The sequence below is a fragment of the Micromonospora lupini genome, assembly GCF_026342015.1.
GTDB lineage: Bacteria > Actinomycetota > Actinomycetes > Mycobacteriales > Micromonosporaceae > Micromonospora > Micromonospora lupini_B.
The window spans coordinates 2,037,305-2,051,530 of sequence record NZ_JAPENL010000002.1 but is presented as its reverse complement, the minus strand read 5'-3'; the positions used below and the strand labels follow the sequence as shown (position 1 = coordinate 2,051,530).

The window sequence follows — 14,226 nt, the reverse complement described above, 5'->3', positions numbered from 1 at the left end:
GGTCCGGGCGCGGCGATGCGGACGTGCGGTCACCGCGGCAGGCCGACGGTGCGCGGAAACATTTCCGGCCGGCACCAATCCGGCGGGGCACCGGCGACGAATCCCTCTCGACAGCACCTGAGCATCAACGCCATTACGGCGGAGACGGAGATCTGTTGTGAGATTGTCCCGAGCCCTGCTCACCGTGCCCGCGGCCGCGCTGGTACTCGCGTTCCCGGGAGTCGCGCACGCCGACGAGACCGTGCAGGTCCAGTTGCAGGACCTCAACGAGACCGGTGCCACCGGAACCGCGACACTGACCGCGACCAGCGGCGGTGACCTCAAGGTCATGATCCGGTCCAAGGGCATGACGCCGAATTCACCGCACGCCCAGCACGTGCACGGCGCGGCCAACGGCATGGACTTCCACTGCCCGGACAAGTCGGCCGACACCAACGGCAACGGCTACGTCAGCACCGAGGAGGGACTGAAGATGTACGGGGACATCTTCATCTCGCTGACCACCACCGGCGACACAACGAAGGCCAGCGGACTCGCGGTGGACCGGATGCCGAAGGCCGACGCGCGGGGCAACCTCAGCTACGAGCGCACCATCCCCGCCGCCGAGCTGCCCACCGGCACGATCGAGCACCTGAAGGACCTGCACCTCGTGCAGCATGGCATCGACGCGAACGACAACGGCAAGTACGACATGGAGGCGCTCGGCGAGTCGACGTTCGCCAAGTCGATCGGCGTCAACGGCATCCCGGCCGAGGCCACCGACCCTGCGACGTGCGGCATGGTCAGTGGCGCGGCAGCCGGCTCCGTACCCGCCGGGGGTGTGGCCACCGGCGACGGAAGCACCTCCGGGACCTCCCCGATGACCCTGTACGCCGTCGGCGGACTCGCTCTGCTCGGCGCGGCTGGTGCGGTCGTCGCACGCCGCCGCGTCGTCGGCGAACGCTGAGCCGGGGAGCAATCGTGTTGGACACCGGCGACACGCCTCTGCCGGCCGGCCACCGTCGTGGGCGTTTCACGCTCCTGGCGGTGGCCGGCGTCCTCGCCGTGACCGCGGCCGTCACGATCGGCGCCGCCGTCGTAGGTCAGCGGTCCCAACCACCCCGACCGGTCACGTCGGCGGCCGCACCCGCGGCGGAAGCCACGCCGGCGCCGGCCACCCGGCCGGGCGAGCTGACCACGGGACCGTTGATGGCCAACTCGCCGCCGGTCCGGGTGTCGATCCCGTCGCTCAAGGCCACTGCGGCGACCATCGCCCTCGGGCTCCAGCCGGACGGCGCCATGCAGGTACCCGACAGCGCCACCGACGTCGGCTGGTTCACCCGGGCCCCGGCGCCGGGCGCCCTCGGCCCGGCGGTGCTGGCCGGGCACGTGAACTGGAAGGGGCGCCGGGGTACGTTCTTCGATCTGGGCAGGTTGACGCCCGGCGCCGGGATAACCGTCGACCGCCGGGACGGCAGCGTCGCGATGTTCACCGTGACCAAGGTCGAGCAGTACCCCAAGGACCGGTTCCCCACCGACGAGGTGTACGGGGCCACTGACCACGCGGCGCTGCGTCTGATCACCTGCGGGGGCGAGTTCGACGACACCACCCACCACTACCGCGACAATGTCATCGTCTACGCGCGCCTCGCTCACGCTCATCCCGCCTGACGCCCCGCGTACGCCCTCGACGGCAGGGCGGTCCGTCACCAGCACCCGCGAGAGGATCTGCCGACAATGATCGGTGACCCGGAGAAGGCGCGACGGTTGCGCTCCGTGCCGGACGTCGCAAGTCCACCTGACGCCAGTGAGCTGCTGTCCCGGGTGGCTCGCGGCGACGAGACGGCGTTCGCCACCCTGTACGACGCGGTGGCGGGTCGGGTCCTCGGGCTGGTCCGGAGGGTGGTGCGGGATCCGGCGCAGGCAGAGGAGGTGACTCAGGAGGTGATGGTCGAGGTGTGGCGCACCGCCGCCAGGTTCGACGCCGCTCGCGGCTCGGCGTCGGCGTGGATCCTGACCATGGCGCATCGACGTTCGGTGGACCGCGTGCGTTCCGAGCAGGCCCGCACGAACCGCGCCTCGCACGTCGCCGCGGCCGAGAACCGCATCCCCTACGACGAGGTGGTCGAGGATGTCACCGCCCGGTTGGAGCGGGAGCAGGTCCGTCGGTGCCTGGGCCGGTTGACGCCGGTGCAGCGGGAGGCGGTCACCCTGGCCTACTACGGCGGCCACACCTACCGTGAGGTCGCGGACCGGCTGGGGACGCCGTTGCCGACGGTGAAGACGCGGATGCGGGACGGGCTGATCCGGATGCGGGACTGCCTGGGCATCGATCTGGAGGGGCGGGCATGAGCGGCGACATCCACACCCTTGCCGGCGCGTATGCCCTCGACGCGGTCGACGAGCTGGAGGGCGCCGCGTTCGAGCGGCACCTGACCGAGTGCGAGGCGTGCAGGTCGGAGGTCGCGGAGTTGCGGGAGACGGCCGCACGCCTCGCCGACGACACCGTGATCGAGGCGCCCTCGCCGGGGCTGCGGGAGCGGACCTTGGCACAGGCCGCCCGGACGCCGCAACTGCGTCCTGGTGCAGGCGCCCAGGGCCGGCCTTCGGCGCGGCGGTGGCGGCAGGTGGCTGTGGCGGCAGCCGCGGCCGTCCTCGTGGCCGGCGGCGCGAGTGCGGTCACCTGGTCTGTCGGCATTGACCGGCTCAGTGACGAGCGGGCCGGCAGCGACCAGGCTCGGCAGGTCGCCGCGGTGCTGAACGCCCCGGACGCCCGCGTCTTCGACGAGCAGCTGTCGCCAGTTGGTGCCGCGACCGTGGTGGTGTCCCGCGATCGTGACCGGGGCGTGGTGCTGCTGCGTGACCTGCCCGACCCCGGTCCCGGACGGGCCTATCAACTGTGGCTCGTCCGGGGGGCCGAGCCGGCCCGCTCGGTGGCGCTGTTGACCGCCGGTGCCCGGGAGTCGACGACGGTCATCGGTCCCGTCGCTGCCGCCGGCACATTCGGGGTGTCGAACGAACCGGCGGGCGGCTCTCCCGCCCCGACCCGGATCGTGGGGCTCGTGACGCTGAGCTGACCGTCCGAGGGCCGAGCGACGACGGGGCTTCGGTCGGCCCTCGGCCTGTCCGCCACCTGCCGCGTGAGAACGCCGGAGTTCCCGACCCATCCGCGCCGGCCTCCGCTGCGAATCACTTACATGAAGGACGACCTGCTCGCCGGCCGATACCGTCGGCTCCTGCTGATCGGTTCCACGACGCCAGCACGCGTCTGGCTGGCTCGCGACGAGCTGCTCGACCGGCACGTCGCGCTCAAGCAGATCGCCGTGCCCGCGTGGCTCGCACGGGCGGAGCGGTCGCGGTTGCAGGACCGCACGCTCACCGAGGTCCGCGGGCTGGCCGGGCTGGACCATCCCGGTGTCGTGGCCATGTGGGACGTGGTGAGCACCGATGGTCACCTGTGGCTCGTCATGGAACACGTGCCGGGCCGGAGCCTGGCCGCGGCGGTCGCGGCGGACGGCCCCCTGGCGGTCACCGAGGTGATACGGGTGGGTCGGCACGTGCTCGCCGCCCTCGGTGCCGCCCACTCGGCCGGTGTGGTTCATCGGGAGCTGCGCCCGGACAACGTGCTGCTCGCCGACGACGGACGGGTCCTGCTCGACGGGTTCGGCCTCTCGATCGTCGACGGCCGCGACCCCGCGACGGTCTCGGGGGCAGCCCTGTCGACGATCCAGTACGTCGCGCCGGAGCGCGCCCGCGACCGGAACGTTGCTCCCGCCGCCGACCTGTGGTCCCTTGGCGCGACGCTCTACCTGGCCGCCGAGGGCCGCCAGCCGTGGGCGCGGCCGTCGACCCTGGCCACCCTTGCCGCCCTGGCCACCGAGCCGCCCGACCCGATGCGCGCCCGTCCGCTCGAACCGACGGTCACCGGTCTCCTCCGCCGCAACCCCCGCCAGCGGCTGACCGCCGTGGAGGCGCGGAGCCGCCTTGAGGCCCTGGCCTCGTCGACCGCTGCCGCCGGCCCGGCCGAAAGGTCGCGATCCCGCCGAAGGCGGCGGGCGCCGACCGGCCCACAGCCGGCGGTGGAGAACGTCGTGTCGTCCCCGGCGGTTCCGGGTGGGCAGGCCCCTGCCGTCCGCATGGTCGTGGCACCCGACCGGACCCGGTGGGCGTTCGCCGCCTCGGTGCTGGGACTGCTGACGGTCGTGGCCGTCGTGATCATCGCCGCCGGCACCCTGATCGGCGGCCTGGGCGGTCGACCCGACGGAGACGGGCCCACCGCCCCGGGGGGCGCCGCCGCAGGCGCTGCGGAGGTGGCGGCACCCGCCCACCTATGCCTCGACGGCGCCGCAGGCGACGGCGAACCGTTGCCGCCGGTCACCGCGCCCCCGCCGGGCGACTTACCAGATGGCTGGCAGTGGGTGAGCGACCCGGCCGGTTTCCGGCTGGCGGTGCCGGCTGGATGGACCCGCCACACCGATGGCGGGAACGTCTGCTTCCGCGACCCCGTCGAGCCGCGCGCCATAGCCGTCGATCCCGCCGCCGAGGCCGACCCCGTGCCGTCGACACTGTGGCAGGCCGCCGAGGGCGACCTGAGACGCTCCGGCGCGGTGCCTGGATACCAGAAGATCAGCATCGGTCCGGTCATCCGGCCCCGTGGCGCCGCCGCCGAGTGGGAGTACACCTTCGACCTCGTCGACGGGCAGCGGATGCACGTGCGGCGGCTGCTCGTCAACGACACTGCCACCCGCGCCCACAGCCTGACCTGGCTCACGCCGGACAGCCGGTGGGCGCTGGACACCCCCTGGCAGCGACTCGCCTTCGCGGGCGTCGGCCTCGACCAGGGTGGAACGTGATCTGCTCGACCCACCCTGCCGGGTCCAGTCAGCACCGCTACGGTCGAGACTGCGGAAACCGTCCCCCGACGCGGGTTCGGTGTGGTGCGAACGGACAGGACAGACATGACGGTTCAGATCGATCTCGCCGGCAGGACCGCGCTGGTGACCGGCTCCACCCAGGGAATCGGCGCCGCCATCACGGTCGGGCTCGCCCGAGCGGGGGCCCGGGTGGCCGTGAACGGCCGTACCGCCGGATCGGTCGAGCGCGCGGCCACGGCGCTGCGCGGCGAGGTCCCCGGCGCCGAGGTCGTCGAGGTGGACGCCGACGTGTCGACCGACGACGGTACGGCTCGCGTGCTCGACCTCCTGCCCAGCATCGACATCCTGGTCAACAACCTCGGCGTCTTCGGCCCCACTCCGGCGCTGGAGATCACTGACGACGAGTGGCGTCGCTACTTCGAGGTGAACGTGCTGGCCGGCGTCCGGCTGACCCGCGCCTACCTGCCCGGGATGATGGAACGCGGTTGGGGTCGGGTGCAGTACATCGCCAGTGACTCGGCTGTCGTCATCCCGGCCGAGATGATCCACTATGGCGTCTCGAAGACGGCCCTGCTCGGCGTCTCGCGCGGGTTCGCGAAGGCCGCCGCCGGCACCGGCGTGACAGTCAACTCGGTGCTGGCCGGGCCGACCCACACCGGGGGCGTGGAGGACTTCGTGGCCGAACTCGTCGGCGACAGCCTGCCGTGGGAGGAGGCGCAGCGGGAGTTCATGCGGCAGCACCGGCCGCAGTCGCTGCTCCAGCGGCTGATCGAGCCCGAGGAGATCGCCAACATGGTCACGTACCTCGCCTCGCCGCTCGCCTCCGCGACGACGGGCGCGGCGGTCCGGGTCGACGGCGGCTACGTGGACGCGATCGTCCCGTAACGGCCGGCTCAGAACTGCACGACGTGGCCCAGGTGCGGCGGCGTACGACCGGCGAGGACGTCGAGCCACGCGTCTCGCAGGGCCTCGGGACCGTTGCCGACCCGCACGTCGACCCAGCCGCTCGCCGCTGGGACGAACCGCTGCCAGGCGTCGGTGAACCGCCTGTCGAGCCCGTCGCGGCCCCAGTCCCGGCTGCGCTTGCGCATCTGCACCGGCGCGAAGAAGACCTCCCCGGCGGCGTCCGCGTTCGGTGTCTGGTTGGTGAGCCCGACGGCGATGTCCCGGACGAGCCGTTCGCCGAGGTGACCGCGCAGCGCGGCCCGGGTCGCTGGTGCGCCGGACAGGTCGAGGTAGACGGTCGGGACCGCGTCGAGGGCGGCGATGTCGTCGTACGCGAGGACGTCGTCGTAGCAGCCGAGGGACCGCGTGAAGGCGACGTTGCCGGGTGAGGTGAGCCCGACCAGTCGCGGGCCGCGACCGTGCAGTTCGGCTGCGGCGGCGTACGCGGTCTTGCTCGACGCCGACGACAGCACGATCGACCGCGCGCCGTAGAAGTCGTTGTCGACGACCTGGTCGGCAAGCATGAACGAGGTGAAGAACAGGGGCCGGAACAGGATCAGCAGATCCTCCTGCCCGACCTGGTACGCCGGGTCTGCGGTGGTCGACCGGTACGCGTTGTACGGCGAGGGCAGCTCGGCCCGGTGTGGGCTCGCGTCGCGGAACCCGGACGCGTCCACCCGGTCCGGTCGGACCACCAGGTGGCCGGCGGGAGGCAGGTAACCGTAGACGCGTTGGCCGACCTCGACCCCGGCAACTGTGGAGGCGACCACGTCGGCGAAGCCCCACAGCGGCGGAAGCCCCCACTGTGGCCCGAGCCCACGGGGACCGGGCGGAAAGAACTCCCAGTAGCGCATCGCCTCGCCGAGCACCGCGTAGGTCACGTTGTTGGCGGTGAGGCCGACGCGGTCGACGCGCAGCAGCGCCGCGCCGTCGGGCAGCGCGGGCGCCTCGGCGTCGGCGAGGGTGGTGTGGCGCAGGTCTGCACGGGCCACGGCGAAGGTCCACGAGTCAGCCATGGCCTGACGCTAGACAGCCTCGCATACCGGAGACAAGTGCACTGGGAGTGCAAAATCCCACTCGACGGTCAGGGCTGGGACGTGCTGACGTGCCGCAGGTGCCCCAGCGGCAGGTGCGGAGGCTGCCACTCAAGGAAGAGGGCCGTGGCGTCGTCGTCGAGCTGCTCGTCCTGGTACGCGAGGACGGCGCGCACCAGGCGGCGCATCGTCTCCGGGCTGGGCAGCCCGTCGTTGAGGGCACGGTTGACGAAGTCGACGAGCCGGTCCAGCCCGAACCGCTCCCCGTCGTCGCTCTTCGCGTCGGTGATGCCGTCGGTGTAGGCGAGGATGCGGTCGCCGGGGTGCAGCTCCTCCTCGTACACCTGGGGTCGCGCCTCGGTCAGGTGACCCAGGCCGAGCGGCAGCGCGGTCGGCCCCGGCAGCTCCCGGATGGCCTTGCCGTCGCGCAGCAGCATGGCACCGGGGTGGCCCGCGTTGATGATCCGGAGCCGACCGGTGCGCCGGTCCAGCTCGGCGAGCAGCGCCGTCGCGAAGTAGCTCGGGTGCTCGGAGCGCACCCACCTGTCGATGCTGATGGCGGTGTCGACGAGATCGAGGCCGGACCGGCGGGCGTTGCGGTACGCGCTGACCACGAGCGAGGCCAGGGTGCTCGCCTTGATGCCGTGCCCGCAGGTGTCGAAGAGCCCGAGGCTGAGCACGTCGCCGTTCAGCGCGTAGTCGAAGATGTCGCCGCCGACGTCGTAGCACGGTTCGAGGATCGCGGTGATCACCAGGTCGTCGGTCGCGAAGGTCAGCGGCGGCAGCAGCCCCCACACGATCTCGGCGGCGACCTGCATCGGCTGACGTCGCCGCATCCGCTCGATGACATCGCCGTAGAGCCGGCGGTTCACCAGGACCTGGGCGACGTTGACCGCCAACTCCCAGGCCGGCCCGTCCAACTCGGGGTCACCGGCGGCCGGTGACACGACCTCAAGCACGCCCAGCCGCTCGCAGCCGAGCAGCAGGGGCACCCAGAGCCGGTCCGGGTTGTCGGCGGCACGCTGCACGTCGAGGGTGGTGAACGCCCGACCGGCCAGGGTCGTCTCGATCGTCAGCTCGTCCCGGGCGAGACCCGCGGCCAGCAGGGGCACGAGGCAGGACTGGGTGTAGTCGGCCAGATAGATCACGATCTCGGTGGCACCAACTGCCGGCGCGGCCCGGGCGACCAGGAGCGACAACTCGTCCGGGCCGCCCCGGGGTGCGTTGAGCTGCAGCCAACGCGCCGCATCGCCGGCGTCGACCAAGCTCCACCTCCCGTGTCGTCACCACCGTAGAAGCCCGGCGGCCAACTGGCCAATGCACGAGGGCCCGGCGAGACGAGGGACTCCCTGCTGTCGCTTCGGGGCACGGGTGCCGGCGAGGCGAAGAAATACGACTATTGAAGCGATGTTGACCGTTATGCAAACTTTATCGCTTAGTTATGCAAAAGTCCGATACGTCCATCTGCGGCTCGGGGCGGCCGCTCAACCGCCGACCCGACCGGCGTCCGGTGAGACACATTCGTGAAAGGGCACATCGTGACAAGCACATTATTGCGCCGACCTCGCGCGGTCATGTCCGCGTTGACGGCCGTCGCCGCCGGCGGCGCAGCCGTCGCCGTACTCATCTTGAGCAGCACCGGCGCGAGCGCGGCCGAGGCGCCGGTCAACCTCGGGACGGCGGCGAACTTCTCCGTGCTGGCCGGCTCCACGGCCACCAACACCGGGCCGAGCTTCCTCGCGCAGAGCCTGGGTGTCAGCCCCGGCAACGCCGCTCCCGGCTTTCCGCCAGGAGTCGTTGGCGGGGAGACCCACCTGGGCGACGCCGTGGCGCTGCAGGCCAAGAACGACCTGACCACGGCGTACAACGACGCCGCCGGCCGGACGCCGTTCACCAACCTGCCCGCCGAACTGGGCGGCACCACGCTGACTCCGGGGGTCTACCGGATCGGCGCCGCACAGCTGACCGGCACGCTGACGCTCAACAGCCAGAACGACCCGGCGGCGGTGTTCATCTTCCAGATCAACTCCACACTCGTCACCGCCTCGAACAGCAGCGTGTTGTTCATCAACGGCGCCACACCCTGCAACGTCTACTGGCAGGTGAGCAGCTCGGCCACGATCGGCACCGGCACCCGCTTCATGGGCAACATCCTGGCCCAGACCTCGATCACCATGAACACCGGCGCCACCCTCCAGGGCCGCGCCCTGGCACAGACCGGTGCGGTCACCCTCGACACCAACACCATCAATGCGCCCGTCTGCCTCCAGCCGACGGGGACCCCGACCGGCCAGCCGACCGGCACGCCCACCAGCACACCGACCGGTACGCCGACCGGGACGCCGACGGGCCAGCCCACCGGGACACCTACCGGCCAGCCGACGGTGACTCCCACCCGCACCGAGCTGCCCGTCACCGGCGGTCGGGGTGGCAGCGGCCTGCTGCCCGCCCTGAGCGCTGTCGGCAGCATCGCCGTCGCCAGCGGCGCAGCCCTGCTGCTGCTTGTGCGCCGACGCCGACAGCTCGAGTCCTGACGAGGCGCCCCGGCGGCCGGGTGACCGGCCGCCGGGGCACCCCTCCGAACCCACCGAGCTGCCTAATCTCATACTTTCGGCTAGTAATACTTCGCACTTTCGGGTAACGTGCGCGCCAGCACCTGAACGACATGACGCGGCGGCGAGGCCCGTGGTTGTGGTCCTGCCGACAGCGCATCGGATTCGTCCGGTCGCCCTGGTCGACGGGCATGCGCGGAGAGGACCAGCCCATGGTCACGACTGTCGAACCCACCACCGGCACCGCCTTCGGCCGACGGAGCACCGCCGGCACCGACGAACTGATCGTCGAGCTGGCCACCACCCCCGCCGACGACCCGCGCCGACCGGCTCTGCGGGAGCGCGCCATCGAGGCGTGGTTGCCGCTCGCCCGCCATCTGGCCCGCCGCTACTCGGGCCGCGGCGCCCCCGACGAGGATCTGACGCAGACCGCCATGGTCGGCCTCATCAAGGCCGTCGACCACTTCGACGCCACACGGGGTGTCGACTTCAGCGGGTACGCCATCCCCACGATCGTCGGCGAGATCAAGCGATACTTCCGGGACCGCACCTGGGCGGTGCGGGTGCCGCGCCGCCTCCAGGAACTCCGGCTCTCGATCACCGCCGCCAACAGCACGCTTACGCACACCCTCGGCCGCTCGCCCACGGTGGCCGACATCGCGACCTATCTCGACGTCTCCGAGGAGACCGTGCTGGAGGGGCTGGAGGGGGCCCGCGCGTACCGGGCGACCTCACTGTCCACTCCGATGGGCATCGACGGGGGCATGGAGCTGGGCGACACCCTCGGGGAGCACGACCACGAGTTCGACCTCGTCGACCTCCGCGTCGCCCTCGGTCCGGCGCTCGCCACACTGCCGGAACGCGAACGACGGATACTCAGCCTGCGGTTCCACGGCAACCTGACCCAGGCCCAGATCGCCGAGCAGATCGGCGTCTCCCAGATGCACGTCTCCCGGCTGATCACCCGGGCGCTTGCCACGCTGCGCGGGCACCTCGCCGCGGACTTCGCCTGATCCACCCGACCGCCCCGGCCCCGCAGCCCGACTGCCGCGTCGGCCCGTCGGCCTGCTCAGTCTCGTCGGGCGTCCACCATCGCGGCGAGCAGCGCGGCCATCGGCACGGTGGCGAAGCCGACCCTGGCGTCGCTGGCGCCGTACGGCAGCCACAGCTCACCGTCGTGGACGAGCCCGCCGCAGGAGTAGACGACGTTCGGCACGTAGCCGTCCCGGTCCGATCCCTCGGGGGACAGGAGCACGCCGGGGAGGCGCGCGACCACCCGTTCCGGTCGGTGCAGGTCGAGCAGGAGCGCACCGATCGCGTACCGACGCATCGGGCCGACACCGTGGGTGAGCACGAGCCAGCCCGCCTCGGTCTCGATGGGAGATCCGCAGTTGCCGACCTGGATCAGCTCCCAGCTGTCCCGAGGAGCGTGCAGCGGGACCGGTGGCTGCCAGCGGTTGGCCGTGTCCAGCACGGTCAGACCGATGGTCTCGCCGTCGGCACGGCAGAGGGCCAGGTGCCGACCGCCGACGGTACGCGGAAACAGCGCGACCCCCTTGTTGCGGACCCCCGGCCCGCGCATCGGAGTCATCTCGAAGTGGCACAGATCGGGGCTGACAAGTGCCCGGGTGGCGATGCTCCGGCCGTCGTAGGCCGTGTAGGTGGCCCGGTACACCGGCTCCGACCCGTCGGTGAACCGGACGAACCGGGCGTCCTCCATGCCGTTGCTCTCCGCCGGGGTGGCCGGCCAGAGCACGCGTTCGTGCAGAACCGACTCGGCGGGAAAGGCGGTGGCGTAGCTGCCGACGTTGGTGCGCCGCAGGTGTTCCAGCGTGTCCAGCCCGGTGCTGCGGGAGAGCAGATCCGGCGGCAGACCACCGAGCACCCGCTCGAAGGTCGCCTCGTCGTACCGGTCGGGCAGCGCGTCCAGCACCGTGGCGGTGACCTCGTTGTCGCAGTCCTTCTCGGCCAGACCGGCCACGAGCAGATCCCGGCGGTGCCGTACTCCGGTCCGCTGGCCGACGACCAGCGGGCCGCCACGGTCGGTGACGGTGAGCTGGCGCCCCGGTCCGAGAACGGCGCTGGCGAATCCGATGGACGACAGGTGACCCTCGCCGATCTGGCGGAGGCTGACCGCGACGCGCAGCTGCCCGGCGCCCAACCGGCTCTGGTCGGGGTGGGCGACCATCGACGGGTTGCACAGGGCGGCGGCCTCGACCGCGTACTCGTGACTGAAGTAGGCGCCGACCAGGAGCCGGCTGGCGGGTGAGAGGTCCGGGGCGCGTGCGGCGCGGTGCCGCACGAGGTCGTAGTGGTGCTGGAACGTCGCCGCGAGGTCGCGGTGCCGGGTGCCGAAGCGGTCCAGCGTGTCCCGCAGCAGCCGGTCGGTCTCCTTCTCGTCGAGGCCCGCGACACGCTCGATGAGCGCCCCAGCGCGGGTGCGTACCACCGCAGCGTCCTCACCCGGGACGAAGAGCTTGACGACGACCCGGCGGGGGTCGGGGGTGAGGGTGACGTCCTGGCGGACGGCCAGGACGTCGGTCACGACCACCGCCGGGCGTGCTGGAGCGTGGCGATGAGCGCGAGGGTCGATTCGGCGCCCTGGTTGAGGTTGGGGCCGTGGGCGGTCAGCCCGTCGTATCCGCCACCGGTGCTCGGGTCCCACATCGGCGCGCCGAGATCGTTGTCACCGAGGAACCAGCCGATCGCCTGCCGTAGCCCGTCGTCCCAGGCCGGGTCGCCGGTCACCGTGGCGGCCGTGGCGCAGGCGTCCGCGAGGGCCGCGACCTCGATCGGCTGCTGGTCGTGGTGGAAGCGCACGGCGCCGCGTCGCCACCCGGCGGCGGGTACGACCGACAGCCGCCCGTCGCGGGTTTGCACGTCACGCAGCCAGGCCAGCATCCGCAGGCCGTCGTCGAGGGGCGGGCCACCGTGGCGCAGCTGACTGGCGACGATGACGACCTCGGCGAGGGCCGCGTTGGCGTAGGTCAACCGCTGCTGCGGCCAGGGCCACCGCGCGTCGGTGTCCGGTGCGCCGACGGCGTTGGCCGCGTCCGCCAGCAACGTCGCCGCGGTCACGTGGCCCGGATGGCGACGCAGCACCTCGGCCGCGCCGAGCCCGGCGAAGGCCATCGCGTGCGGCGCAGGGGATCGCCGCGTCGCCCCGCGACTGAAGGCGACAAGAGCCTCCTCCCGTACCCAGGCGGCGGGACTGCGGGCGACTGCCGTGCCCAGCCCCCACAGCGCTCGGCCCCACCAGTCGCCGAGGCCGGGCTCGTCGGTCCAGCGCCGGTCGTGCCCTAGCCGGTTGTGGAAGGCGCCGGCGTCGTCCTGGGCGTGGGTCAGGAACGCGAGGTAGCGCTCCGCGAGCCGCAGGAGCTCCGCCGTCGGCTCGGGCTCGCGGCAGAGAACCACCAGGCCACGGGCCACGTCGTCGGTGCAGTAGCCGTGCTCGCGCCGGACGATGGCGTGGCGGGCGTGCTCGAACAGGCCTGTGTCGTCGCTCAGCCGGGCCAGGTGCGCGAAGCTCGGCGGGGGCGCGGTCACCCACCGCCTGCTGGAGGTTGCCCGGGAGCGGTCGGCGGTCGCGGTCACGCCGACGCCACGCTGACCACGGACGGGCGTACGTCGGTGAGCCGCTCGGCGAGCATGCCGTAGCGGGCCGCCACCGCCGGCCAGCGCAGATCCGCGGCCAGCGGCCGGACCCGGCCGGCCAGCCGGGTCGCGAGGCCCGGCTCGGTCAGGATCCGCCGGACCGCCAGGGCCAGCGCCGCCGGGTTCTGATGGGGTACGACCAGACCAGGCCCGCCGGTGAGCAGCTCGACGGCGTGCGGGAACGCCGTGGCCACGACTGGCACTCCGGCGGCCACCGCCTCGATGAGCACGCCCGAGGTGACCTGTTCACGGGAGTCGTACGGCAGCACGACCACGTCGGCGGAGCGGATCAGGCGGCCCAGATCGTCCTGGTCGTGGTAGACGTCCTGGTAGTCCACGGCGTGCGCGATCCCGAGCTGGGCGCCGAGCTGGTGCAGACCCGACCGGTACGTCTCGCCGTGGTGCTCGATCACCTTCGGATGGGTCCGTCCGGCGACCGTGTAGGTGGGCGTCGGATCCAGGTCCTGCAACCGGGCGAGGGCGCGCAGCGACCACTCGATGCCCTTGCCGGGGCCGATCAGCCCCCAGGTGAGCAGGTGCGGGCGGGTACGCCTGTCGGCTGGCACACGGGCGAGTTCGGCGGCGCCGTGCGGGATGACGGTTACCTTCTCCACCGGCACGTCGTAGCCGATGAGCAGGCGGTCCCGGGCAGTGTCGGTCATCGTGACGACCGCCCCGGCGGCGGCGACGATCCGCTCCAGCAGGGACTTCTGTCGGGCGGAGGGTTCGCGCAGCACCGTGTGCAGAACCACGATGCTCGGCACGGTGAGCCGGCGCAGCAAGGGCAGGACGTCCTCGCCGTCGGCGCCCGGGTAGATGCCGTACTCGTGCTGGACGATTGCCACGTCGAAGGTGTTCAGGGCGGCGGCGGCGTCCCGCCACCCGGCCGGCGTCCGCGCCGACCAGGTGTGCACGACCCCCGGGGTGGGCCGCTGGTCGTCGCCGTGGTCGGTGACCCGCACGATCCCACCGCGCGTGCCGTCGGCGGTGAGGTGGGCGGCGAGGGCTGAGTTGAAGGTGGCAAGTCCACACCGGGTCGGCGGGTGGGTGCTGAGGAATCCGTAGCTGAGCATGAACGTCGGGCCTTCCGGTTGTCGGCCGCCACCGTGGTACGGGGGCACGCCTCACGCGGTGAGGGCGCACGCCGGTCAGCGTGTGTGACCGGCGGAACGTGTTCGGGGGTGATCA

Annotated in this window: 13 protein-coding genes; 8 read left to right on the top strand and 5 right to left on the bottom strand. The window is 72.2% G+C overall.

The window, feature by feature from the left end:
* Positions 1–157 precede the first annotated feature (157 nt).
* From OOJ91_RS24385 to OOJ91_RS24360, 6 genes are all read left to right on the top strand, one after another.
* Positions 158–946: a hypothetical protein gene (locus tag OOJ91_RS24385; RefSeq protein WP_266248483.1), complete on the top strand. Its 789-nt coding sequence runs from the start codon at positions 158–160 to the stop codon at positions 944–946.
* Between the two features lie 14 nt (positions 947–960).
* A complete protein-coding gene (locus OOJ91_RS24380) occupies positions 961–1,650 on the top strand; it encodes a class F sortase (protein WP_266248481.1) in 690 nt (229 codons plus the stop codon).
* Positions 1,651–1,716: 66 nt separating this feature from the next.
* A complete protein-coding gene (gene sigK, locus OOJ91_RS24375) occupies positions 1,717–2,331 on the top strand; it encodes an ECF RNA polymerase sigma factor SigK (protein WP_266248480.1) in 615 nt (204 codons plus the stop codon).
* Positions 2,328–3,056, top strand: coding sequence for an anti-sigma factor (locus OOJ91_RS24370; protein WP_266248479.1), 729 nt, complete (start codon positions 2,328–2,330; stop codon positions 3,054–3,056). The genes sigK and OOJ91_RS24370 overlap by 4 nt, the downstream gene beginning before the upstream one ends.
* A gap of 120 nt (positions 3,057–3,176) precedes the next feature.
* Positions 3,177–4,832 carry a serine/threonine-protein kinase gene (locus tag OOJ91_RS24365; RefSeq protein WP_266248478.1) on the top strand — a complete coding sequence of 552 codons (1,656 nt, stop codon included), beginning with the start codon at positions 3,177–3,179 and terminating at the stop codon, positions 4,830–4,832.
* Between the two features lie 105 nt (positions 4,833–4,937).
* Complete coding sequence (locus tag OOJ91_RS24360) at positions 4,938–5,738, top strand: SDR family NAD(P)-dependent oxidoreductase (RefSeq protein ID WP_266248476.1); 801 nt, start codon at positions 4,938–4,940, stop codon at positions 5,736–5,738.
* 8 nt (positions 5,739–5,746) lie between these two features.
* Here OOJ91_RS24360 and OOJ91_RS24355 read toward each other — a convergent pair whose 3' ends face one another.
* Together OOJ91_RS24355 and OOJ91_RS24350 are read right to left on the bottom strand one after the other, a co-directional pair.
* Positions 5,747–6,814, bottom strand: a complete 1,068-nt coding sequence (locus OOJ91_RS24355; protein ID WP_266248475.1) for a DUF2855 family protein — start codon at positions 6,812–6,814, stop codon at positions 5,747–5,749.
* A gap of 68 nt (positions 6,815–6,882) precedes the next feature.
* Positions 6,883–8,097 (bottom strand): PP2C family protein-serine/threonine phosphatase, encoded by a 1,215-nt coding sequence (locus tag OOJ91_RS24350; protein ID WP_266248473.1) that lies wholly within the window; start codon positions 8,095–8,097, stop codon positions 6,883–6,885.
* A 273-nt stretch (positions 8,098–8,370) separates the two neighbouring features.
* Here OOJ91_RS24350 and OOJ91_RS24345 point away from each other — a divergent pair, with 273 nt between their 5' ends.
* Positions 8,371–9,366, top strand: coding sequence for an ice-binding family protein (locus tag OOJ91_RS24345; protein WP_266248471.1), 996 nt, complete (start codon positions 8,371–8,373; stop codon positions 9,364–9,366).
* A 230-nt stretch (positions 9,367–9,596) separates the two neighbouring features.
* The gene (locus tag OOJ91_RS24340) at positions 9,597–10,397 is read left to right on the top strand and encodes an RNA polymerase sigma factor SigF (protein WP_266248470.1); all 801 of its coding nucleotides are present in this window, start codon (positions 9,597–9,599) and stop codon (positions 10,395–10,397) included.
* Positions 10,398–10,453: 56 nt separating this feature from the next.
* On the opposite strand, the gene OOJ91_RS24335 is transcribed toward OOJ91_RS24340, so the two are convergent.
* The 3 genes from OOJ91_RS24335 to OOJ91_RS24325 are packed head-to-tail and all read right to left on the bottom strand — an operon-like array spanning position 10,454 to position 14,111.
* Positions 10,454–11,929 (bottom strand): glycoside hydrolase family 130 protein, encoded by a 1,476-nt coding sequence (locus OOJ91_RS24335; RefSeq protein WP_266248468.1) that lies wholly within the window; start codon positions 11,927–11,929, stop codon positions 10,454–10,456.
* Positions 11,926–12,930 carry a glycosyltransferase gene (locus tag OOJ91_RS24330; protein WP_266248466.1) on the bottom strand — a complete coding sequence of 335 codons (1,005 nt, stop codon included), beginning with the start codon at positions 12,928–12,930 and terminating at the stop codon, positions 11,926–11,928. Before OOJ91_RS24330 ends, OOJ91_RS24335 begins: the two co-directional genes overlap by 4 nt.
* 44 nt (positions 12,931–12,974) lie before the next feature.
* Entirely contained in the window at positions 12,975–14,111 is a 1,137-nt protein-coding gene (locus OOJ91_RS24325) for a glycosyltransferase (RefSeq protein WP_266248465.1), read from the bottom strand.
* Between the last annotated feature and the right edge of the window lie 115 nt (positions 14,112–14,226).